We start from the raw sequence: 22,750 nt of genomic DNA, 5'->3' as shown, positions 1-22,750 counted from the left end.
TCGGTATCGCTAAACTTTGTTCCAGCACTGTAGGGTGGGGCCATGCCCCACCATAAGCCTCTAAAATTTCGCTACAAGCGTGGCTTGCCGGCAATGCCACCTTGTCAAAAGCCACAACACCGAGCTAAAGCCACGCATGTTGCCCCTCTCTTTTGATTTTTAATGACAGGCCGTTGTGTGTAAATAGTTATGGTCTGGTTAGTAAGTTCAAATTGATTCTAAATTTTCATCCAGTAGAAGCTTAAACTCATCCAGATCCAGCGAAGAGGAGCACTCCGGTATCTTGTCAGGCATATTGGGTAAAATATTAAGGGCTTCTGTACGCAGGGTTTCCTTGATCTTCAACAGTTCCAGATTATGCAGATAGGAACGATCTCTGATCAATAGGCGCTTATAGATGCCAATCATCCGCTCATCAGTGTTGCTTTTAGGTGGAGTATGTCTCTCGATCTTCTGCCGAAAATAATCACACTGTTTCTTGGTTGCATGAGAATAGGTTTCCAAGTTATTCATAATTCGCATTCCATATCTGCAATATACTTAAAATTACGACTCTCTCAGCTCTTCCCAAGAAGAATATTTAAGTCTTGGACATTCTCAAAAGGAAATAGAGTTGTAAACATGCCTTATGCCTTTTTAATACGCAAAAAGCAGGCCAGCACATAAAATCAAGTAGTTAGTAGTTGCTGAATGACTGGCTTGTAAATTTATCCGACGAATTCAGAATTTTATTACTGGTCACTAATCTCTTAAAAGTCCCTCTTCCTTGCAGGAGAGGGATTGGTAATAGGGTGTGAGTATCATGCTGATTATTTCCTAAAGCCCCTCTCCCTTTATGGGAGAGGGGTTGAGGAGAGGGTATGAGTGTCATCTATTTAATAGAATTGATGCGTAAACCGCATTAAACAATCAGTGCCTGTCTTGTTAAATTCAAACTGTTAGAGCCTCAAGTCTGCTTCTGGAGTAAAGACGTGTTAACGGGATAGTATCGAACTATCATCCCGGCGCAACTCTCGAAATACACTAAAATCCCAAGGCCGCAGGGCCAACATCAAACTGGTGCCCTGCCGCTGGTTCAGGGGCAGAGCCGCATCCTCCTCATGTAGACGAAAAAACTCTCCTGAGACCTTTTTTAACTGCCTCAACATAGCAATTCTTGAACTCTCAGACAAAACCCCGTTAGAGAAAATCAGAGCTTCATCCTCCTCAAGAAATTTGGCATTCAGAAACTCAGGCTGAGCATACTGTTGAAAGTAATTCTGTATCGGCCCATTGGTCCGCCAGGTAAATTTTTTATCGACCACCAACTTAATACGATTAAGCGGCAAAAGATCAATAATCCGTAAACGATCCAACTTCACCAACAACTGGATAAGTTCAGTCTCAGTTAGATCATACTCTGCAAGGATCTGATCAAAGCGCCAGTAGTTAAAGATGCAGATTGCCACCAACAACAGTTTGGTATTCCCCACCATCTCTCGTTCCTGATCCTCTGTCAGCATATTGATGCGCTCTCGCCCCTCAACCATTTTCTGAACCAGATCTGAAAGCTCCAGGTCAATCAGTTCACAGACTCGCTCGAGTCGCGCCACAGAAAAACTCTTTTCCGCAAATAGACGTTTGACGCTGTTTTCCGACAAGGCCAATTGAGCGGCAATATCCCGATAGGTAATCCCCTTGGATCGTAATTCCAGTTTTAAGGTTTCAAGCAACGCAACAACCTGACTCACAGTCACCTCCGAATTTACTGAGCGGCCAATAGTGCCAATATACAGTACTTTTAGATCAATAATACAGACCTTTTCACTATTTGGTTTATTTATTTAAGCCCTATCGCTACTGTTAGCTTGACTCCGCGATGGAGATCAATCCACTTTCTAAAATGGAGCTTTATCATGAACACCCTATTAAAGCAGGCCAAATACTTGGTTTTAGGTATCTCGCTGCTAGCTGGACAAAACGCGATTGCAGCAGGCCTGATGACCCCAAAAACCGCGAATCTCCCGCAGCTGGAGATAAGGCAACATCATGTTGATGTCACCATTGAGGATGGTTACGCCGTTACTTCCGTCGAACAGGTTTTCTACAATCCAAACAACTCAGAACTCGAAGCCATCTACTCCTTCCCAGTACCTGAAAAAGCTTCCGTAGGTGAGTTCACCTACTGGATTGATGGCAAGCCTGTTACCGGCGAAGTACTCGAGAAGCAGAAAGCGAGAGAAATCTATCAACAGGAGCGCAGCCAAGGTAGAGAGTCTGCCCTTACCGAGCAGGATAGCTACCGTACATTCGATAGCTCTGTTTACCCTGTAAAGCCACAGCAGGATGTCAGAATCAAGCTCGTCTATATCCAGCCTGCTCATGTAGATAGCGGTATAGGTCGCTATGTCTACCCTCTGGAAGAGGGGGGTGTGGATGAACAGCGTCTAGCCTTCTGGAGCTACAATGATGTCGTCACGGAAGCCTTCAGTTTCAATATGAAACTGCGCTCCTCCTACCCCATCGATGAAATACGACTACCTCATCATCAACAAGCCTCAGCCACTTCAACCTCCCCGCAAGAGTGGTCTGTTTCTCTGCAAAATGGACAGGCAGGTGAGGAGCAAGAGCAGACTCAATCAACTCCTGCAGTTATACAGAAACTTGATAAGGACATTGTGGTCTACTGGCGACATCAACAGGGACTGCCAGGCAGCGTTGATATGGTCACTCACAAGGAACCTGGAAAAGAGCGAGGTACATTTATGCTAACTGTAACTCCGGGTGATGACCTTGCTTCCATAAATGAAGGTAGAGACTGGGTTTTCGTTCTCGATCTCTCAGGATCCATGAAAGGTAAATATCAAAGCCTGGTTGAGGGTGTTCGCAAAGGACTAACAAATCTCTCAGATAAAGATCGTTTTCAGATTATTTTGTTCAATAACCATGCAAAGAGAATCACCTCTGGTTATCAACAGGCAAATAGAGAAAATGTTCAACAGATACTAAGCAAACTTGAGAACACAAATCCATCTGGCGGTACAAATCTCTATGCCGGTCTGGAGCGTGGTATCAAAACACTTGATTCAGATCGCTCCAGCGCCATAATTCTGGTCACCGATGGTGTTGCCAATGTGGGTACCACGGAGAAGAAAAACTTTCTCAAACTCCTCGAACAGTATGACGTCAGGCTATTCAGCTTTGTCATGGGAAACAGCGCCAACCGTCCGTTATTGGAAGGAATGGCCAAAATCTCCAACGGATTCTCAATCAATGTCTCTAATAGTGACGATATTGTTGGTCAACTGATGCTGGCCACAGACAAACTAACCCATCAAGCGTTGCACGATATCGATGTAAAATTCCGTGGTGTAAAGGTCAAGGATTTAACCCCGGCACAAATTGGCTCTCTCTATCGAGGCCAGCAGTTGACTCTGTTTGGCCACTACTGGGGTGATGGTATTGCTGATGTGACTATCAGCGGCAAAGTTTCAGGCCAGCCTACCGAATATTCCACACGATTTGAATTTCCAAATCAAAGCACACTCAATCCTGAAATTGAACGGCTCTGGGCCTTCGCCACAATAGAGGATTTACAAAACCAGATTGACTATCTGGGTGAAGACCCTGACAGTCGTCAGGCAATAGTCGATGTAGCTAAAGAGTACAGCCTGGTTACTGACTACACATCAATGCTGGTTGTGCGTGAGGAACAGTTCCAGAACTATGGCATCGACCGACTGAATCAGGCCAGGGTTACAAAAGAACAAGCTGCTCGCCAACAACGAAGTTCAGCACCAGTGGTCAACAACAGAGTTGATACTCAGCAGCCTATGTATACAAAGCCACGTGCATATCCTTCATCGTCTGGTCACAGCGGTGGTGGTGCATTAGGGCCTTGGTTGCTGTTACTGCTTATTCCATTGTGGAAAGCCAGCCTTCATCGTCGTAATTCCTAAACTGAAAGCGCCAGGCTTCGGCCTGGCCGCTGAAGGAGTCATTAATGAGACTTCCAACTCTCACAATAGCTAGCGTATTGCTTACTGCATTTATGATGGCCATACCGCAACATCATAGTGAATTCTACTTTGAACTCTATCCAGCTCTATCAGGAGAGTGGTGGCGACTGTTTTCAGGGCATTTTGTCCATTCTGACTGGGAACATTGGTTATGGAATGCGATAGCTCTGGTAGTTCTTGGGAGTTATTTGGAAGGACAATCAAAGTATATATGGTTTATGGCCATACTGGCAGGAATAGCAGGGGTCGATATATTACTCTTATCTGACTGGTCTCATGTGACCAGGTATTGTGGACTTTCGGGGGTACTCAATACCCTTTTGGTCGTCGCACTCTATCACTATTGGCGGGAAACCCGTTCAGGTTGGGTAGTTATTGCAGCCATGATCTGCTTGGGCAAGCTGATACTTGAGCTCCTGTCCGGTATATCCATGATTACCCATATTTCCTGGCCTCCCTTTCCTGCTGCACATCTGGCGGGAACAGTAGCAGGAGTGCTGCTTCTTTTATACCCAAAACAGCGTATCTTCCCTGCTTATCAACACAACAAGTTTTGAATCAGTCTCCATATAGGGCCTGTTAACACTAATCGAGCAGGCTGTAGTTGATTAACCGTGAAACTCATTGCAGTCGGTTTATATCAGCAGAAGATCAGGATTCTTATTCTTACCCCGAAATAAATCAAAGAATAGATAGAAGAATTTGTTGTTTTATGCCAGCCCACCTGTAGATAATAGAAGATTATTTTTCTCAGGTATTACCATAATCTTATTGGTTGCAGTTATATATTGTATCTTTATGATGTAAATCAAATATAGTTATATTGTAGAGGTTGTTTTAGCCAGGGTTTAGTCTCAATATTAAAATAGATTCTTATTAAACAAAGTATACTCTATCAGAGTATACCAGCGCTGTTTCAGTAACTGGATAGTGACAGTTCGTACAAAACGAGTTGACGATAATATTAAAAATGTTACAACTTGCTAAATTGTCAACTCGTAATCGATGGCTTCAGATAACAGCATTCACACTATTTCTCTTAGCCAGCTTAATGTTAGCCCGGTTTATCTATATATTTCCATTTAGCTTGAGCTATGACTGGGCACAGGCATCTACCCCGCTTCTGATCATAATTATGGTCGCAGCTTTAGCATTCTTTATTTACGTAACACTTGTATGGTCCCTCACTCAGGCAGTGATTTTATTTATTTTGACCATCTCCATCTCATCCTTTGGAGAACTCTGGGGCTTACAGAATGGCTATTTGTTTGGTGACTTATATCGCTACAACCCGGACATCGAACCAAGAATAGCTAACGCATTACCACTTGTCATCCCCCTCGCCTGGTTTATATTCAGCTGTATTCCACTGGTGTTAATGCGCCCCTGGCTGGTTGAGAAAAGATTTGATCACAGCAGAGACTCCAGTAATGCCAAACCGATATCTCGCCTATTCTGTATCACTTTTTCCAAACAGGTGTTCTTTTGTGCATTGATACTTACCTCCTGCGACTTCTATCTTGAGCCACTCTCGCTTTATACCAATTCCTGGGCATGGAATCAGCAAGGACTCTACTACGGAGCGCCAGTTTCTAATTTTTTTGGATGGTTCATAATTGGAATAATCATCTATTCATTATTCTTTTACCTGCAGCATCGTTGGCATAAACCTGACAGGTTGTCGCATAGATCACTGGATACATTCCTGATTGGTCTGTTTATGGTATGGGTTATAGTTGCACTTGTAATAATCGCAGACAGACTGGATAGTATTTTGCCTTTAGTCTTAACAGTTATGATATTAGCTCCATCAATATATCTACGAAGAATAAAAACAAGCCAATTACGTGAATCAATACCAGTCGCTAACAGGAACTGGAAGTGACGTTTATACAACTTGAAAATATCAGTTGTGTATATAATGGAGTTATCAGTGCATTAGCTGACGTATCCCTATCAATTTCAGAAGGTGAAACTGTTGCCTTGCTGGGTCCGTCAGGAAGCGGAAAATCGACGCTACTTAACCTTATTGCAGGTTATGAAATAGCTACTTCCGGCGTTTTGAAAATTGCAGGCAAATCGATAGCAGAATGGAATAAAGACACTTTCCGTCGTGAATTGATTGGATTTCTATTTCAACAGTTTCACCTGTTGGATCATCTCAGCGCTGTAAGAAATGTTGAACTCGCACTATTTCCTACATGCAAGGATGCAAATCAAAGACACCTTAAAAGCAGTCGACTATTAAAAGAGGTTGGCCTGCTCAACAGGCTTAATGTACAGACAAAGTATCTTTCAGGAGGGGAAAGACAGAGAGTTGCTTTCTGTCGAAGTATTGTCAATAAACCTCGCTTATTGTTGGCAGATGAACCCACTGGTAATCTTGACAGCGCCTCAAGTGAGACATTGCTCAAAACTCTGTCTGAATATATATCAAGTCATCAGGGAACAATGATAGTAGCAACTCATGATACCGAAGTCGCAAAGATTTGCAGTAGAGTTATATATCTAGAAGATGGTAAGGCAGTCAGCCAGTGAATAGCGATGTAAAGAATAGCCTATACGGTATGGGTTCACTGATACTGGACAACATCAGATGTCGACCATTACGTGCATTTATTGCAATATTGAGTATTGCAGTCGCATTAGGTGGCGCAATGACCATGGTAGGGACATCAGAGTCACTGGAATCCACATTGGTGCTTGGATATGAATCACGCCAGGTAGACCTGATGGTAATGCAGGCGAACAAGACAAACCCGATGACCAGCCGGATAGATACCTCTATATCTGATGAAATATTGGCTATCGATGGGGTAGAGAGTGTTCAGGCACTTTTGGCCGACTCACTGTTGGTAGACAGTAACTACAGCATAATGGTTTATGGTTGGCCATCATCTTATCAGGAAGTTCAATATCAACGAGATGGGAAAAGAGTGATATTGAATCCCGGTGAGATTTTAATCGGCCATACGGCTGCCTCGCTGAATAATTTATCCATAGGCGACCATCTCGAACTTAATTTTGGTGAATATAAAATTGTTGACTATTTTGAGGCAGGAAACTTTTTTGAGAGTGGCGTGCTATTTATGAGATTGGATGATTTGCAGCAATTAACCAGCTCAGTAGGTAAAGTCACATTTATATTTGTTGCACTTGATGCCGGCATAACGGATCAACAAAAAAGAGTGGTTACTCATCAAATCGAGCAGATCAGTCCAATTTTAAAAGTAGTAACAACAGATGAGTTCCTTGCCGACAATCAACTCACCTCTGCAGTGAGAGGCTTGGGTCATGTCATTCTGATCTCAAACATTCTTTTGTCAATACTCATAGTTAGCACAATCATGGTACTGTCGGTAAGTGAACGACGCAATGAAATCGCTATATTTCGTGCAATTGGCTGGTCTGCCTGGCAGATATCTTGGCTGGTTATTCTGGAAACAACTGTAATTTCCGCCACCGCAGCGGTAATGGGTGGATTAATTGGTTGGACTGGTCTCGAGATCTCGTTGAGTCATCTGCAGACACTGGGTGTATACACCGAAAGTGTAGTCACTATAGAACAAGCAGTCTGGTTGGTTTTATCCGCCATATTAATTGCACTATTTGGTGCAGCACTTCCAATATATTATGCACTTAATATTTCAATCCATGAGGCACTAAGAGAGTAATGTCATTCTTCTTAAAGATACCCCATCTACTTTTTTTCGTGTTGTTTTTAACTCTAATACCTTTCTACCAAAACCATGCCTCTGAAGATACTACAGAGACCATACAACACCTTGAGAATCTTCTAAACCGTTCCGGTAAGGATTATCAAGTTAAGATAAGAATTACCAGTCATACCCAAAATGGAGAGCACCTTGTTGTCATTCTGCAATCCACACGCGACGCAGAACCTACAGGGGATCGTCTCTTATTTCGATTAACCGGGGAGAATATTCCTGCATATAATAGCTGCCTTCAATGTTCACCAGGCGGTGAGACGTCAGCATGTGAAAATAACAGTGGCGAGTTCATTACAGAACCAGGCACTCATTTGCCTGGATCAATACTGCCTTGGGAGGAAATACTGGTAGGCGCATGTGCTGATTGGCGGGTTGGACCTATAGATAATAGTATATTGTCAGAGCAGTACCCACAAGCGACTTATAGCGTCGAACCTGTTACTGATAATTTTGATGCCAGTTGGCGATCTACCTTGATTGTAGTAGATAAAATAACTGGCAATCCGGATCTATTTTTGAGGATTGATAAAAATAATCATCAATTAAGAAAAATAAAAGTCGTTGAGATTGGTCGTATCGGAAGTTGGACAGGCATACGAAGCGCCATAATAACCACACAACATGGCCGTATACTTATGGAAATAATCGGATTCAGTATGGGAACTGACTCACCAAAGCCATGGGAGGAATAGTTATTTGTTCATATTTTTTTCGATATTAAATATTCAGATATATTATTGTTGAATAGTTTTTACTTTATAAGATCTCAGTAATTGATAAAAATAGCCTATCTAGAACCTGGCCTGACTTTCACCCGATCTCTCAATCCAGCCATGAATCATCTTTTTTGTTGTAAAATCAGCAGCACAATTCCCCTGCCGATCGATGACAATCAAGCCACCTCGACCCTTTACCTTGCGTAGCAGATATTCAATACCATAATCCACAGCCTTTCTTGCATCGTAGTGCAACATTTCCACACTATCTGAAACCGTCTTAGCAAGAACGGTACGCATAAAATCTTCACCAAATCCAGTCGTTGAGACCGCACATGTTTGATTATCGGCAAACACACCCGATCCGATTATTGGTGAGTCACCAACCCTGCCCATGCGCTTATTAACGATGCCACCTGTGGAAGTAGCTGCTGCCAGGTTACCATCGAGATCGCGGGCAATGGCCCCAATTGTCCCATATTTCTGATCTTCTGAGTCAACCTCACTATCATCATGATCGAGCATCATACGGTGTTGCAGACGCGCCTGTTCAAGCTGCTGAATACGGTCAGGGGTGAAGAAATAGTGGTCTGGTGTAAACGCCATCTCACAGTGAGTAGCAAAATTCATGGCGCCATCACTGATTAGCAGAACATGCTCACTCTCTGCCATCACCAAGCGGGCCAGCTGTATGGGATTGGCTATATTGCTAACGGCGGCTACCGCACCAGCTGAAAGATCACGGCCATCCATAATGGCTGCATCCATTTCAACCTTGCCGTTTTCATTCAGTACAGATCCACAACCAGCATTGAATACAGGATCGTCTTCGAGCAGTGACGCACAGGTCTCTACAGCTTCTAATGCACTCCCCTCTCTTTCCAGAATATCCCGTCCGTGTTCTAAAACTGTACGGATACTCTCCAGGTAGCGAAGTGCTGTTTTATTGTCCTTGACATTGTCGAGTGCGCCGGCTCCGCCATGCACCATCAGCGAGAAGGTATTTTGCATTGTTCTCTGTAATTCGTTACTACAAACTTTAACGCTACCAGAGACGCTCTTGTAACTCCAGCCTGATTCGTTGTCGGACTTCACCATCTCCCGCAATCATAAGCATTATTTTGCCGACCAGAATCGGACCCCAGTTGACTATAACTACACCTTCACCTGTGGTCGAATTGTATTCAATGCCGGAAAGATCGAGGTTTGCCAAAGAATTGTGCCTGGTAGAGAAATTACATGATTCCCATTCATTGATATCAAGTTTCATTGCTATCAATGTGGGATAGGATGCACCGTTGTAGCGTGGGTTGCACTCGATAGCAAGGCTCTTCACCTCATTGTTTCCATGCTGTATTGCGACATCGAAGGCAAGAATATCTTTGAAACCCCTTTCCGCCATCCACTCTGCCATCGGCTCAATAATATTCCAGGGTTCATATTGTGTTGGATAGACATTGCCCTGGTGGGCAGTTCCATCGAGTATCTGTTCCGTAGCTAGCAACCTTCTGCACACTCCGTCCACTATCTGGTATTGCATGTTAAGAAATATATCGGTTTTTACTTCTTGCTGAAGTTGTACCGGAACATTTGAATCAAACTGCATCATTGCTCGTTGCAACTCTTCTGGGTTCTCGCAGCGATAGATGCCCACGCCTGAAACTGAAATGGCAGCTTTTAGATAGCATGGGTATGGGAAACCCTTAATATCTGTTATCGATATCTCTTCGACACTATTGAAGCATCTCGTCTTGGGTACAGGAACAGCCAACTCGTCAGCGAGTGACATGAAGTTGTTTTTGGAATTGATGAATTCAACCGTTTTGGCCCAGGCAATATCTCCACTTCTCTTTAATTCCTGATCGCCATAGAAAAATAGTGAATGGGTAATACCATCATGAATAGGCATGTACTCCAAACCAATATCCCAGATTATATTGTGGCTATGCTCCAAACCGATATGCGTGTAGTGCTCAACGATTTTACTCCATTCACTTTTCAGTAACGGATGCAACTGAACAATGTCATCGTGTTCGGTTGCACCAAGAATTCTTCCTGAATAGAGATGATTGCCTTTTACACCCTCAGCGGTACATGAGAGTATGTCATGATTGAAAATCCTCGGAATTCTAGGCCTTACTACTGAACGTTGGACCTCTGCACTTCTAGTGTGCAGTATTTCATGCATCCCCTTAGTAATCATTGGTCTTCTCGTATTTTGCGCGAATTATTACAATCAGATGCAAATTGAGAGCCAAACAACTATTGATAATTTTCAGTATAAATCAATCAAGCATTAAAACCACTATAAGCTATTGTAATAAAATGACAATTAAAACTATTACATGACTTATTGAGAAAAAATATAAGAGGATTTTATTAAAATTAATACGTTTACCCCATTGAAACATGCTCTATCAAAGTGCATGAATATTGTGGAAGCGTCTATGCATGTCTGAAAATGGTGCAGATGCATGCTTCAGGCTGAGCCCTTGTGAGTGTGATAGCCAGCAAATTAACTGGACATAAGGAATCTCTAAATCCTAATTTATGAGATTTTCAGATAGGTTGTTATTAGTCAGATAGATTTTCTTCCATAGGCCTGACACGTTTATCAAAAATCCAAATTCCGCCATCATAATCATCGATGCTGACAGGTGTTAACTTCTCCCCGGTACAAATCGTACTCAGCGACTCCCCTGAAAAAGGATCAAATATAATGCCATGCATTGAACAACGCAGATTCCGTCCCGCATCATCAAAAATCATATCCTTTTCGCAATCAAGTCTTTTTGGCATATGGACACACAAATTCCTATAGGCCAAATAGGTTCCTTGGTAGCAGAAAACTATTACAGATGATGGCTTATTAGCATACAGTACATCAATCCTTATATAGTCACCCTCCCTGATTTGATCCTTATGACATACCCAAACGCGGGTTTTTCGTTTCATTGACCATTTTCCCCATGCATTACTGCTACCATCAGATTAGCTTATATTTTTTAATATCTTGAGATTAATGCAAGACTAACCCTATTATCAAGACGATGTTTGCAACATGGTAGTTTGATAAGCTGACGACATCCTACTTATGCTTTAGATACAGGTTATGATTTAACTGTAATAAACTAACTAATATCCTTTTCTTTACATCTCTTTCCTTCTTCTGAAAATGTTCTTGGCATAAGTTGATACAAAAAGAGCTATAGGGTGGAGCCACAGCCTACGATATTAAAGTAATAAAGAAACAAACTTTCATCCACGAGTAGGCGACTCATTCAATACTAGTGAAACTCCAACCCATTTCGGTGGGGCATGGCCCCACCCTACCCGGAGCACCAAGCTTGCTTTTTATAGTTTCTGTGTATTCAGTGTTTAACACATTTTTTCAACTACAGAAAACACTGAATACATAGAATCATTGCATCCCATTAACACCAATCACCAGAGTGACAAAGAGTGTTCGACCGGGACATCTTTTGCTCCCCTCGCCCCTTGCGGGAGAGGGGCTGGGGGAGAGGGGTATGTTGATAAACACCATCATCAGCACTAATAACCCACATTTTCCTCTCTCAGTGGCTTGAGTATTCCCACTTACCATTGGCAATACAAACCCATCCACTGATGGTTTGCTGAGCTCTCTGCCATCGGATGTGTTTACCTGAAACTGATGAAATTCGACTAATCACCATGAGTATAAAAATCGCGCTCACACCAGCCACGCCCAACCACCCCCAGAAAGCCGAAAAAGTCTCATAAACCCTTGTTTCCAAACTAACCTGCATTTATCCTTCTTTTGGTTAGGAAAAGATGATTCACAGAGAGATTTTGAGTATGAAAAATACATTCATTCATGAACTACCCAATGAAAAAGGCTTTTTTGGTGAATTTGGTGGTAGTTTTATCCCGGATCAGTTGCAGACCATTATTGACGAGATAACCAGTGCCTACATCAAGATCCGTGAAGATCAGGAGTTCCTTGATGAACTTGCAGACCTATACAACCATTTCGTTGGACGTCCAAGTCCTATTTTTCATGCAAAAAATCTCTCGTCGGAATATGGAATTGATATCTATCTCAAAAGAGAAGACCTGAATCACACCGGGGCACACAAAATTAACCACTGCCTGGGTGAGGCGCTTTTAGCAAAAAAAATGGGGAAGAAAAAACTCATTGCTGAAACAGGCGCCGGCCAGCATGGTGTGGCATTGGCCACTGCTGCTGCCCTGGTCGGGCTGGAGTGCGATATCTACATGGGCGAGGTGGATATCAAGAAAGAACATCCAAATGTGGTGCGCATGCAGATTCTCGGTGCCAAGGTTATTCCCGCCACTCACGGGCGCAAAACACTGAAGGAAGCAGTTGATGCTGCATTTGAAGGTTACATGAAGGATCCAGTAACCCAGTTCTACGCCATCGGTTCCGTGGTCGGCCCACACCCCTTCCCTATGATGGTACGGGACTTTCAGTCCATCGTCGGCAATGAGGCTAGAGTGCAATTTCAAGAGATGACCGGCAATTTACCTGATCATGTGGTTGCCTGCGTAGGAGGCGGTTCGAATGCCATAGGGATCTTCTCCGCTTTCCTGAGCGACGACACTGTAAAACTACATGGCGTGGAGCCTGCCGGACTGGGTGTCGATAAAGATGGCGAACATGCTGCCAGTATAACCAAAGGTACGCCTGGAATTATGCATGGTTTCAAATCCTATATGCTGCAGGATGCAGATGGCGAACCAATGGAAGTCTACTCCGTAGCCAGTGGACTGGACTACCCAGCTGTTGGACCTCAGCACAGCTATCTAAAGGATATCGGTCGCGTAACTTACAGCTATATCGACGACCGCCAGGCGATCGATGCATTTTTCGAGCTCTCCCGTCGTGAGGGAATCATTCCAGCCATTGAATCATCCCATGCCGTAGCCCATGTGCTTCGCATGGCGAAACAAGGTGATAAAGGGAGTGTTCTAATCAACCTTTCAGGCCGTGGTGATAAAGACATTGATTTTGTAGTTGAGAACTATGGGCACCAGTATGGTGTAAAGAACGATATGTAACCATATCCTACTCTCTACCACTCATGCCAAGAGCATCTCCTACTTATCTACTTTGTAGACGCAGGTTTCATCTCTAACTTGCCAAGCTCGACCGACAAAGCAGTAATTAGAGTAATATAAAGTTGCAGCTCCCAAGCTCAATAGGATTTTTTGTGTTCACCCATATGATTGCTTGATGATTTGAATGTGCCTCTTAAATTACCCCATCAGCAGCCTAGATCCATTGTATGTCAGCATCTGAATATCACATCAGCATAGATAGTGCATTGAAAAACCCGGTGGAGCTACTGGCCGTGGCCAGTGGTCTATCACGTCAACGTATCAAACAGGTTATGTGGAAAGGGGCTGTCTGGCTGGAGCGCGGGGGTGGTGTGCGGCGAATACGACGAGCCAAAAGCCGACTGCAGGAGGGTGACCAACTACATTGTTACTATAACGAACAGGTACTCGCCACTGAACCAGCAGATGCCAATCTGATCGCCGACGAGGGAGAATACACCATTTGGTTTAAACCCAAAGGGATGCTCTCCCATGGTTCAAAATGGGGTGACCATTGTGCAATCGATCGCTGGGTTCAAACCCACCTTACACCAGAGCGACCAGTCTTTCTGGTTCACCGACTGGACCGGGCAACTGACGGGCTGATGGTACTGGCACACAAGAAGCGGGTTGCCGGAGAACTGGCCCGAATGTTTCGTGAGCGAAAAGTCAAAAAGCGCTATCGGGCCTGGGTTGTTGGACTGTTTTCCAATGATGGGGCCAAAAAAGTGATCGAAAATCCGATTGATGGCCGTTCTGCAATAAGCAGGATAAGCCAGGTTGAATACGACGAGGCACAAGACAGATCATTGCTTCATGTTGAGATAGATACAGGGCGAAAACATCAGATTCGTCGACATCTAAGTGAAGCCGGCCATCCGGTGGTTGGTGACCGCTTGTATGGCGAGAGTGAAACAGACGAGGATATGCAACTGACTTGTATCTATCTGGAGATTCCAGGTTTTGATAACAACGAGCCTAGAGCATATCGGGCCTAGTGGGTCCTGTGGCGCATGAATCTCAAATAATCGAGCAGCTGCTATCTACTGCATAAAGATATCGTAGTGATATCTCACCCTACAAAACCTCTATGAGAATATTTTAACGGGCACCCCATATCTTTCTTATAAGCTAACCTGGATGGAGTGCAACGGAATCCGGGATGGATTGTACATTGAATAACCCGGATTCCGTTGCACTCCATCCAGGCTACATGTTCACGGAGGAATTCTTGAGAGTGGGCCCACACTCAACCGATGAGATAAAACAAAGGAGCCAATGGCCCATCCATGAAAACGGAGCACGCTGTAAACACTGCAGGTAATTACTCGCTTCGATTCACTTTGCGTATTAACTCAACAGTCTCGCCTATTTGAGCCGGGCCGACATCAGCTGCCATGGCGGAAAACCCGATCATCGGGGCTCCAGTCCAGGCACCAGCCTCAGCACCGATACCTCCATTGGTCTCAGTCAGTGTCATAATACTTTGATTGACCTCGTAGTCGTACGCAGAGTCGGTATCGACTGTCACCCAACCCTCCCAAAAAGCGACATCAAGTTCCACTTTAAAAAAATTCGCGGCCGGCGTTCCTAGAACAGACCGATTGCTTCCACCTCTATATAAAACTATCACATTGACCGCACGTTCCAGAAATACTTCATACCAAGGACCGACTGGAATCGGCCCAATGTCAGAAGGTATTTCCCCAACATATTCGGCAACATGATGTTCGTAGTCGTAGTAGAAAAAACCAATCTGAATATCCTGATCTATTTTTTCTACATAGCCAACATTGGTGCATAGAGCACCAGCACCATCACCGGGATAGTCATTCACCTGAGCGCTTAAAGCTTCCAGGGTGACAGCCTCACCATCATCAATCCCATCATTCAAGGTTCCAACACAAGCCTCTAAAGAACCACTGCCATCCATGTCATTCGTCAGGGTGCCGCCATTCCATATCCCATGCTTACGCATCGGGAAGGTCAATACGATATCTGTCTCTCCGTTGATATTCACTTCCTCAAAATAGGGAGCAGAAACTTGGTCAGCACTCAAAACCACAGAGATTGGCAAGGGATTCGACCCCATCGGGACTGATACCTGCGGTGAGATGTCGTGTAGTGCGCCGGTGTCATACTCAGTCAGTGGCATCGTATTACCCTTCATGCCGTCTCCTAGCGCATTGGTTATGTATGCTTCCTGGATATCTCCAGAGGCGAGCGATGGCAAGCGGTAATGTACTGGGTCATCGGGCAGGTAGTGCTGAGCTACCGTAGTATAACGATCAATGTGCGTTCCCTCTTGAACAAGACCCGCACCAGTAGCCACATTGATCAATATCCCATAGACGTTGATACCACCGCTTGGGGCAACCAGCCCGGCATTATGACTGTCTCCATACGGGGCGGCTGAGTCAGCCGAGTCCATTGCCACACCGTTGCTTCCCATTGACCCTGGTTCAAATCCATTGATTGCTGCCCCACTTACATACCCCGCATCCCAGGCGTCACTGACAACAGAACAATCTGCTGGTATACCGGTATTACTATGTAGCAGCCCTGTGACAACAGAGCGGTCACCCGCCGCGTCATTCACTACGCCATCAGCATTACCACCAACATCTATCTCCGCTTCATAACCACCATCCACAGCAGGCCCAGCACCATCTGCGACAACGCCCATTTCGATGATCTCAATATAGCCTTCCGTCAGATCATCATCCGATGTCGCAGTGTAGATATTCAGTAGTTCAATCCCTGCGTGCAGGTTGGTCTTTGCTGGATAAGTGCAACTTTCATCTTCGCTGATCAGATTGGGTAGACCGGTGGATGCATTCCTGCGCAGCGTGCCGTTCCATACATCATAGGGTGAGAGATAGACATTGAAGTTAAGCAGATCTCCCGAGTTTTTAGATTCGAGAATACGCACCCGCACTGCTTTGAATAGATTGGTGGTGTTAGTGATTGTAAAGTTGGTAATGAAATTATTGTTGACCGTGTAGTAGGGTAGCAGTGCCACCTGACCAGTGCGATCGTGGTTAACATGGACAGCCATGACTAGGCTGTTAGTGGAGATCATCAGTAAAGCTATGATCAGTTGGAGTACTCTCACCATTGATTCATCCTGTTAAATCGTTAAATTTCTAAATCCCTGAAAACGGAAAGCAGAGCGGTGTCAGGTATAAAGGAGTAACCTTGAAAAAATAAATGATAAGGGGCAGCCTTATCAACAGTGCTATACTACCCAATGATTGGGGAGAATAACCACCCCCCTTGGCTATCCAGGTAGAAAAATGGAAGTAGGATAGAGTGAAATCATCCATCTATCCAAAATAATTGAAAAATAATTGAGGACACCCCAACTTTTGATTAACAGCTATCTACTACATATAGATATATGTAGTGATATCTCACCCAACAAATCCTCTACTAGAATATTTTTTGGGGTGTCCCATATCTTCATATCTACTAGAATATTTTTTGGGGTGTCCCATATCTTCATATCTTCGATATCTTCATACTGGAACAAATATCAAGCCAATAACATCATTCTCATAATCTCCAGTGGTCTTGTACTCCCTATACCCCTGGGACATAGCAGCACCAATCGCATAAGATTGACCTTGAAATTCGACAAGTGCAGAGTGTCGTTCACCGTTTTCTAATTCAAAAAACTGCTGTTCCAATTCGAGACTATCTCCAACCTGGTATTGCTCATTGGTTGAGGAGATGACTACGCCGTTACGGTTAGCAAAGATACCAAAGGCACCTTCCAGCATATTACCCTTATCATCTCTTGGTAGAGCATCCTCAAGCATGGCGGTAAACTGAGGCTCAGAGTCGAAAACGATACCAATCCCACCGACGCTTGCTTGGCTGGAGAGTGACTTAACCGAGGTAAGGTAGATATAGGTATGCCGATTGCCATAAAGCATAGTGGATTCGAAGGGTGAAACTATGTAGCTCTGAGTCTCTTGGACGCCAAGTGCCTGTTTATAATGTGCATCTGGAGGAAGCTTTGTTCCTACCAGAGAGGCCTCTTCCTGGTTGGATACAGCAAGGATCTCACCCTGATTGTCAAAAAGAAAAAGGTTGGTATATACGGTGTACAACTCATTAATATAAGCCAATATCGAAGAGAGTGTATCTTGATCAGCAGCATTTAAATCGGGCTTATCAAGAATCTCCCTGAAGCGCGTAGTCAAGGCCCACCAGCGAACATCATTGGCGCGCTCATAGAGGTTACGATCCATGATATCTACGGCAAGTAAGGCCTGAAACTGAATTTCGCTGAGCAGCGAAGAGACAACGGTTTCATAAAGTTTAGTAACTGAGTTCTTGAATACACCTTTGGTTTGATGGCCGATATTACGTATCTCATCCAGAACCGGCATAAACTCTTTAGCATCTTTTTTTGCCGATACAATCTGGCCATTGAGCACAACGAGTATAAGGTCGTCAGTTACAGTCGTTGCTGTTGACGAAATTGTTTGCAGTTCATCAGAAAAGAGTTGCGAAGTTGATAAGAGTTGTTCACTGTCAATGGTATTCTCTCTGCTATCAACAAAGGCTGACCGTAATGGAACCATGGTATGTCCTTGCCAGGAGAGTCCAGTAAAACCCTGATATCCTTTTGTCGTAGTCGTGCGCGCAATATACTCCTCTTCTTTAAGCTTTATCAGTCTGCTCTTGTTACTGGAAATAGTTTCAACTTTATCATCCACTTTCAAAGACAATGGAGCGCTACTCGAGATGACCCGATTACTTTGATCGAGAATTGCGATGATTTCATTACCTTTTCGAAGATTGTTAAAAATACCAGTCATTTCATCATCGAAGCGAAAACATAAGCAAAGCACACCGAGCACTTTTGAGCGCGCATCATTCGTCTCAGTTATGCGTGCGGAGTAGATCAGAGAGTGTTTTTGTTTTGGTTGTAGATCAGAGTGCCTGAACGTCTCTACATATGGCTGATGTGTAGCCAGTGTTTCACGAATCAGAGGGTCCGTAGAGTGTGAAATTGGGTTATTCTCTTCATCAAGATGTACTCGGACACGGCCACTGGGCTCAAGAATGATAATCTCATCGTAGACACTATATTTTTGAGTATATTCATGCAGCCGATGAACAATATCCCTCTCCTGCTGAGAATCTGTCTCCTGGCAACTTAAAAATGCCCGAAGATCATCGTCTGTGGCAAGGAAACCAACATCGGCAGTACGTTCGAAGAGGTTGCGGATGAGTATGTCTATTGAGACCTGGGCTAGCGCATTCAGCTCCTGATCCAGTTTTTTGAGGTTCACTTTGACCAGATTCTCTATCAGCTGGCTCTGCAGTGATTCAAATTTCTTGCGGGTCGCCTCCATGTCCTCCATAAGTGTCACTGCGATCTGCAGGCTGTTGATCTTGCCCAGCAGTGCAACTTTTCTCCACCAGTCCGCCAAATTGCAGAGATTGTTGTGGTAACTAAGAACCTGGGGCATGTTATTGAGTAACAAAGCAGTATCGATACTATTGCTCATAAGGCACTCCATTTATGATGCAAATTAGACAAACCAAATAACCATGCAAATATTACGCCTTATTTAAACCTTGTTTATATACAGTAACTTAGTTGACCATAAACACTATTCTCATTGTGCAGAACGCAACACTGGAAAAGTTGTTGTTGTATGTGGAACAAAACAAAAGAAGGAATTTGAGGACACCCCAACTTTAGAGGAAGAAATTGAGAACACACCGAACTTTAATTATGCTGTTCACTGAGGAGTTACTTTTATCAAGTGTACCGAGTTCGGTTTCAGTGCCAGCTCCAGGCTAGCGCCCTCCCCTGTTACCACCAGATCCTGGTCTAGCAGGCGTGTGGAGTTCACGCCATACTGGTCATGATAACTAATGGCAGCAGCCTTGAGGGCATCAATCCCGCCAGAGGCGTAGGCTGACTCCAGGTCGTCGTGAATAACATAGCGATGGGTGTTGGCGTTGCCGTGCTCCTTGTCGACAACCTGCCGCTGCAGAGTGTAGCTGCCTGCCACTAATCCATCGAGGTTGATGGAGAGGGTTTTGTATCGACCAGTTTCAGCCTCCTCCTTAAGTACCTGGTTTGCCATGCCAGCTTCGCGGCTGGCACTCAGGAATGCGCTAAATTCAGGGCTGACGCCAAGGTCATCGATGTTGAGTGTTTGTGGTCCCTGCAGCAGGTCAGTTATGAGATCTTTTGGTCTCTCAGGGTCGTCCATGTAGGTCTGCAGCATAGGGTTGGGGGTCATCTCACTCAATTCATCCTTATCATAGGCTATGCCATAGTTATTCTTGAATAGCTGTCCCCACTCATACCCTTGGAATCCGGCAGTATGGTAGTTTAAGGCTGACGGTAGAAAGTAACTGATAAGTATGGCGGTCTCACCGTTGGAGCTATCATAGGACGCCACCATATGCACATTTCTGTCACCGCTATCCAGAGGAATCAGGGAGCCATTGAATCCCGTCAAAAGGTGCAAGCTGTTGAGGATAGGTTTGGGGATATAGGTTTTTACCTCTTGTCCACCAATGGATGTTTGGCCTGCACTAAGGCTAATTGAACCGTTGAATCCGGCAGGTCTCGACTGGTCGGTTTCACAGGAGGTATGGAAGAAGGTGGAATAGCCGTATTCGATCAGAAAGGCAAGCAGGGGTTCAACGTTGTTGATGACACCCGTGTGCCCAAGTTGATAGGCCTTCATGGCAATATAGGTACTCACATACCAGGCGGGAAAGTACTCCGAGTCCCAGATTGACTCCCGATCGCCATGATTGTCTTCCGCACAGACAGTATGCCAGCCGGGAAAATCGGTATAGAACATATCCACGCTACCGCTGTGGGCTTGTGGATTCGCTTGCAGCCAGGATTCTATCTCAGCAATCTCATCCACCCAAAAGCCGCTGGTCGCGGGGGATGGGTTGCCGTTGAAGTTTTTCGTTTGGATGAGATCAATGGGCAGGCTGTTTTGCTGCAGTCTCTGCAGCCAGGCTTCTATCAATGGTAGTCCCAGATCCTGAATCTCCGACGTGAAATAACTTTCGTCGATATTGTTGCTCAGATCCGGATCATCATGGTAGGTCAGGTAGGCTTTATTCAGAATGCTCTGGTCGTAATGGCTTGTGGTGAGGCCGCCGATCTTTACATTGGGGTTACCGGCCCTTAAGCCGCTCGCAGTGGTTTCAAAAAGGTCATAAAGCTCATTAAAATCGCCTCCGAAATAGGTCTCAGGTTCGTTGCCGATGATAAAGACCACCTTGTCCCCATAAGCGCTGAAAAACTCGGCTGTGGACTGCATCAAGCGTTGCCAGGTAGCTCTTGCCGCATCGTCTCTCAACGGGGCACAGGCATACAGAGGTTGAGCGGAATCATCATTATTGTAGCCGCTACGAATGTTGTGGTTGTAGCCACTCCATTTGGAGAGTGCGTCCGGCAGCGCGCAGCCAAGTAGCAGTTGCACCCTGTTATTGCGCAGATCAATAAGGGAGACGGCCTCGTTTACCTCGTTCAGGTGGCTCAGTAGTTCTGTGTCATCGCCGAGGGCGGTCATGCTTCTCAGTCGATCACTTAGCTCGTCGATCACCACATAGCCACCGCGGTCGCTAGTGGCGTCAAGATATTCGTTCAGGCCGAAATAGGCGGGAATAAAGTTGTTACCGTTTTTATCCAGTGCCAAAAGGCCGTAGCCGACAACCCCAGGATGAAAAAGCGCTTCAACGGATTCTGTTGTGGCGTTGCCTACATCCAGCGCTATGCTAATGTCGGCGCTGGTTCCGTTGGGGTCTGTTCCGTTATTGCTGTTCGAAGACTGATTGCAGCTTGATGCAATCAATAACGTTAAAATCAAAAAGATTGTTTGAATGTAAGACCGTACCACGCTGCCCCTCCTAATCATCGCAACTCCTTTTCGTGGGCAGTCCAGTTTATCATGTTGATTCAAGTTCTTTTGAAAATCCTATATCACTGACTTGAATTTATCAATATTTGTTGGGGTGTCCCATATCTTTATTTATAATTCAAAGTCAAAAAAACCAAATTTTAGCTTTACTAGAACGACAAATATCACCCAAAGTGCAATTGCTGCCCATACTATGACTTTCAGTATTGATGCTTTTTTATTACGCTCTTGGTCACCCATTATCTATCTCTTAACACATTTCCAAGTGCACTGAACAGCTTGAAAGCCAGGATAATTGAGTAGTTGAGGACACCCCAACTTTAAATGTTCTGAAATCTATTGCCAGATTCTTGATCGCTTCTCTCCCTATCCAACTACGACAAGACGATAATTACTTTTCGCTGCACTTTGACCCTGGAACCAGCACTTCTCCATGGATTGAGCATAAGCCTTTATCCGATCAATCGCTCCAACCGCTGTGAAATAGTCTCTGTTATAGTACTTTATACTTCTTAACCAGGCATCAGGATTCAATTTCAACCGTTCAAGTATCGGCACCAATTCTTCGGGTATTGCGCCTCTCTTATCATCACGTATCGCTCTTCCCGTCCAGTCGACCAATCGATAGTAGTCTTCTTCATCAAAGTCAATTCCATTCAAGGGGGCATTACCTTGTATCCTTACGAATGGAAACAGCTTTGTGGACTGCTTTGTACTATCTGGTTTCTGCTGCTGGCTGTAGGCTTTCAGACGTTCTTGTATCGAGGTGAATTCTGAATCTTCTGGCGTTTCTGCCATGGAGGCTCTTATCGGATTTAGATCCACATAGCTCATACAGGTCAGCAGTGCGCCCTCATCCAGTAAGGCCTGACTCTTGAAACGTCCTTCGAAAAAACGACCCTTGCATTTATCTTCTTCATTCGCTTTGTGCGCTAAGTGCTCATTCAAGCAGCGCATGAACCAGCTGATATCATATAGACGTAGCCGCCACTCTTCGATCAACTCTGAGAGCGCAGCTCTTTCTGCTGTAGTCATTGCATTACCTGACAAATAGCGATCTGCCAACAAGTGCCCTTTATAGAGTTGAGTCCACTGCAATATCACCTCTCGCTCTGACCAGGCTTTCGCCTTTTCACTATCGACATGTAGTACGACATGGTAGTGATTTGACAGGATCGCATAGGCGCAGATATCGATTGCGAAGATTTCTGACAACTGACGCAGTCGATCAAGCACCCACTTGCGTCTATGTTCAAAGCTTTTGCCGGTGTAGGGATCTTCTCCGC

18 protein-coding genes are annotated in these 22,750 nt (G+C 44.6%); 8 read left to right on the top strand and 10 right to left on the bottom strand.

Annotation, left to right across the window (positions count from 1 at the left end; translation table 11 throughout):
• Nucleotides 1-207 precede the first annotated feature (207 nt).
• The gene (locus tag AC4IFB_RS14865; RefSeq protein WP_490775393.1) at nt 208-513 is read right to left on the bottom strand and encodes a hypothetical protein; all 306 of its coding nucleotides are present in this window, start codon (nt 511-513) and stop codon (nt 208-210) included.
• Between the two features lie 461 nt (nt 514-974).
• Nucleotides 975-1,730, bottom strand: a complete 756-nt coding sequence (locus AC4IFB_RS14860) for a helix-turn-helix domain-containing protein (RefSeq protein WP_490775394.1) — start codon at nt 1,728-1,730, stop codon at nt 975-977.
• 165 nt (nt 1,731-1,895) lie between these two features.
• On the opposite strand from AC4IFB_RS14860, the gene AC4IFB_RS14855 reads away from it, so the two are divergent.
• The 6 genes from AC4IFB_RS14855 to AC4IFB_RS14830 all read left to right on the top strand — a co-directional run bounded on the left by AC4IFB_RS14855 (nt 1,896) and on the right by AC4IFB_RS14830 (nt 8,421).
• Nucleotides 1,896-3,938: a VIT and vWA domain-containing protein gene (locus tag AC4IFB_RS14855; RefSeq protein ID WP_490775395.1), complete on the top strand. Its 2,043-nt coding sequence runs from the start codon at nt 1,896-1,898 to the stop codon at nt 3,936-3,938.
• Between the two features lie 44 nt (nt 3,939-3,982).
• Nucleotides 3,983-4,555, top strand: a complete 573-nt coding sequence (rrtA, locus tag AC4IFB_RS14850) for a rhombosortase (protein WP_490775396.1) — start codon at nt 3,983-3,985, stop codon at nt 4,553-4,555.
• A 413-nt stretch (nt 4,556-4,968) separates the two neighbouring features.
• Nucleotides 4,969-5,883, top strand: a complete 915-nt coding sequence (locus AC4IFB_RS14845; RefSeq protein WP_490780568.1) for a carotenoid biosynthesis protein — start codon at nt 4,969-4,971, stop codon at nt 5,881-5,883.
• Nucleotides 5,880-6,536 (top strand): ABC transporter ATP-binding protein, encoded by a 657-nt coding sequence (locus AC4IFB_RS14840; protein ID WP_490780567.1) that lies wholly within the window; start codon nt 5,880-5,882, stop codon nt 6,534-6,536. Before AC4IFB_RS14845 ends, AC4IFB_RS14840 begins: the two co-directional genes overlap by 4 nt.
• On the top strand, nt 6,533-7,672 hold the full coding sequence (locus AC4IFB_RS14835; RefSeq protein WP_490780566.1) for an ABC transporter permease: 1,140 nt from the start codon (nt 6,533-6,535) through the stop codon (nt 7,670-7,672). Before AC4IFB_RS14840 ends, AC4IFB_RS14835 begins: the two co-directional genes overlap by 4 nt.
• Nucleotides 7,672-8,421 (top strand): hypothetical protein, encoded by a 750-nt coding sequence (locus AC4IFB_RS14830; protein ID WP_490775400.1) that lies wholly within the window; start codon nt 7,672-7,674, stop codon nt 8,419-8,421. Before AC4IFB_RS14835 ends, AC4IFB_RS14830 begins: the two co-directional genes overlap by 1 nt.
• A gap of 99 nt (nt 8,422-8,520) precedes the next feature.
• Here the strand turns inward: AC4IFB_RS14830 and AC4IFB_RS14825 are convergent, their stop codons facing one another.
• The 3 genes from AC4IFB_RS14825 to AC4IFB_RS14815 all read right to left on the bottom strand — a co-directional run bounded on the left by AC4IFB_RS14825 (nt 8,521) and on the right by AC4IFB_RS14815 (nt 11,400).
• The gene (locus AC4IFB_RS14825; protein ID WP_490775401.1) at nt 8,521-9,456 is read right to left on the bottom strand and encodes an isoaspartyl peptidase/L-asparaginase family protein; all 936 of its coding nucleotides are present in this window, start codon (nt 9,454-9,456) and stop codon (nt 8,521-8,523) included.
• A gap of 34 nt (nt 9,457-9,490) precedes the next feature.
• The gene (locus AC4IFB_RS14820) at nt 9,491-10,648 is read right to left on the bottom strand and encodes an ATP-grasp domain-containing protein (protein ID WP_490775402.1); all 1,158 of its coding nucleotides are present in this window, start codon (nt 10,646-10,648) and stop codon (nt 9,491-9,493) included.
• A 371-nt stretch (nt 10,649-11,019) separates the two neighbouring features.
• Entirely contained in the window at nt 11,020-11,400 is a 381-nt protein-coding gene (locus tag AC4IFB_RS14815; protein WP_490775403.1) for a Rieske (2Fe-2S) protein, read from the bottom strand.
• A gap of 882 nt (nt 11,401-12,282) precedes the next feature.
• On the opposite strand from AC4IFB_RS14815, the gene trpB reads away from it, so the two are divergent.
• Together trpB and AC4IFB_RS14805 are read left to right on the top strand one after the other, a co-directional pair.
• Nucleotides 12,283-13,506, top strand: coding sequence for a tryptophan synthase subunit beta (gene trpB / locus AC4IFB_RS14810; protein ID WP_490775404.1), 1,224 nt, complete (start codon nt 12,283-12,285; stop codon nt 13,504-13,506).
• Between the two features lie 227 nt (nt 13,507-13,733).
• A complete protein-coding gene (locus AC4IFB_RS14805; RefSeq protein ID WP_490780565.1) occupies nt 13,734-14,543 on the top strand; it encodes a pseudouridine synthase family protein in 810 nt (269 codons plus the stop codon).
• 326 nt (nt 14,544-14,869) lie between these two features.
• Here AC4IFB_RS14805 and AC4IFB_RS14800 read toward each other — a convergent pair whose 3' ends face one another.
• The 5 genes from AC4IFB_RS14800 to AC4IFB_RS14780 form a co-directional block, all read right to left on the bottom strand.
• The gene (locus tag AC4IFB_RS14800; protein WP_490780564.1) at nt 14,870-16,663 is read right to left on the bottom strand and encodes a hypothetical protein; all 1,794 of its coding nucleotides are present in this window, start codon (nt 16,661-16,663) and stop codon (nt 14,870-14,872) included.
• A 400-nt stretch (nt 16,664-17,063) separates the two neighbouring features.
• Complete coding sequence (locus AC4IFB_RS14795) at nt 17,064-19,070, bottom strand: cache domain-containing protein (RefSeq protein ID WP_490780563.1); 2,007 nt, start codon at nt 19,068-19,070, stop codon at nt 17,064-17,066.
• A 237-nt stretch (nt 19,071-19,307) separates the two neighbouring features.
• A complete protein-coding gene (locus tag AC4IFB_RS14790; protein WP_490780562.1) occupies nt 19,308-21,443 on the bottom strand; it encodes a hypothetical protein in 2,136 nt (711 codons plus the stop codon).
• A 132-nt stretch (nt 21,444-21,575) separates the two neighbouring features.
• Nucleotides 21,576-21,704, bottom strand: a complete 129-nt coding sequence (locus AC4IFB_RS14785) for a hypothetical protein (RefSeq protein ID WP_490780561.1) — start codon at nt 21,702-21,704, stop codon at nt 21,576-21,578.
• Nucleotides 21,705-21,830: 126 nt separating this feature from the next.
• On the bottom strand, nt 21,831-22,750 hold a 920-nt coding region (locus AC4IFB_RS14780), incomplete at its 5' end, for a transposase (RefSeq protein ID WP_490780560.1).

The sequence above is a fragment of the Candidatus Thiodiazotropha sp. AKIB8 genome, assembly GCF_058244675.1.
This window is presented reverse-complemented; position numbering and strand designations above follow the sequence as displayed.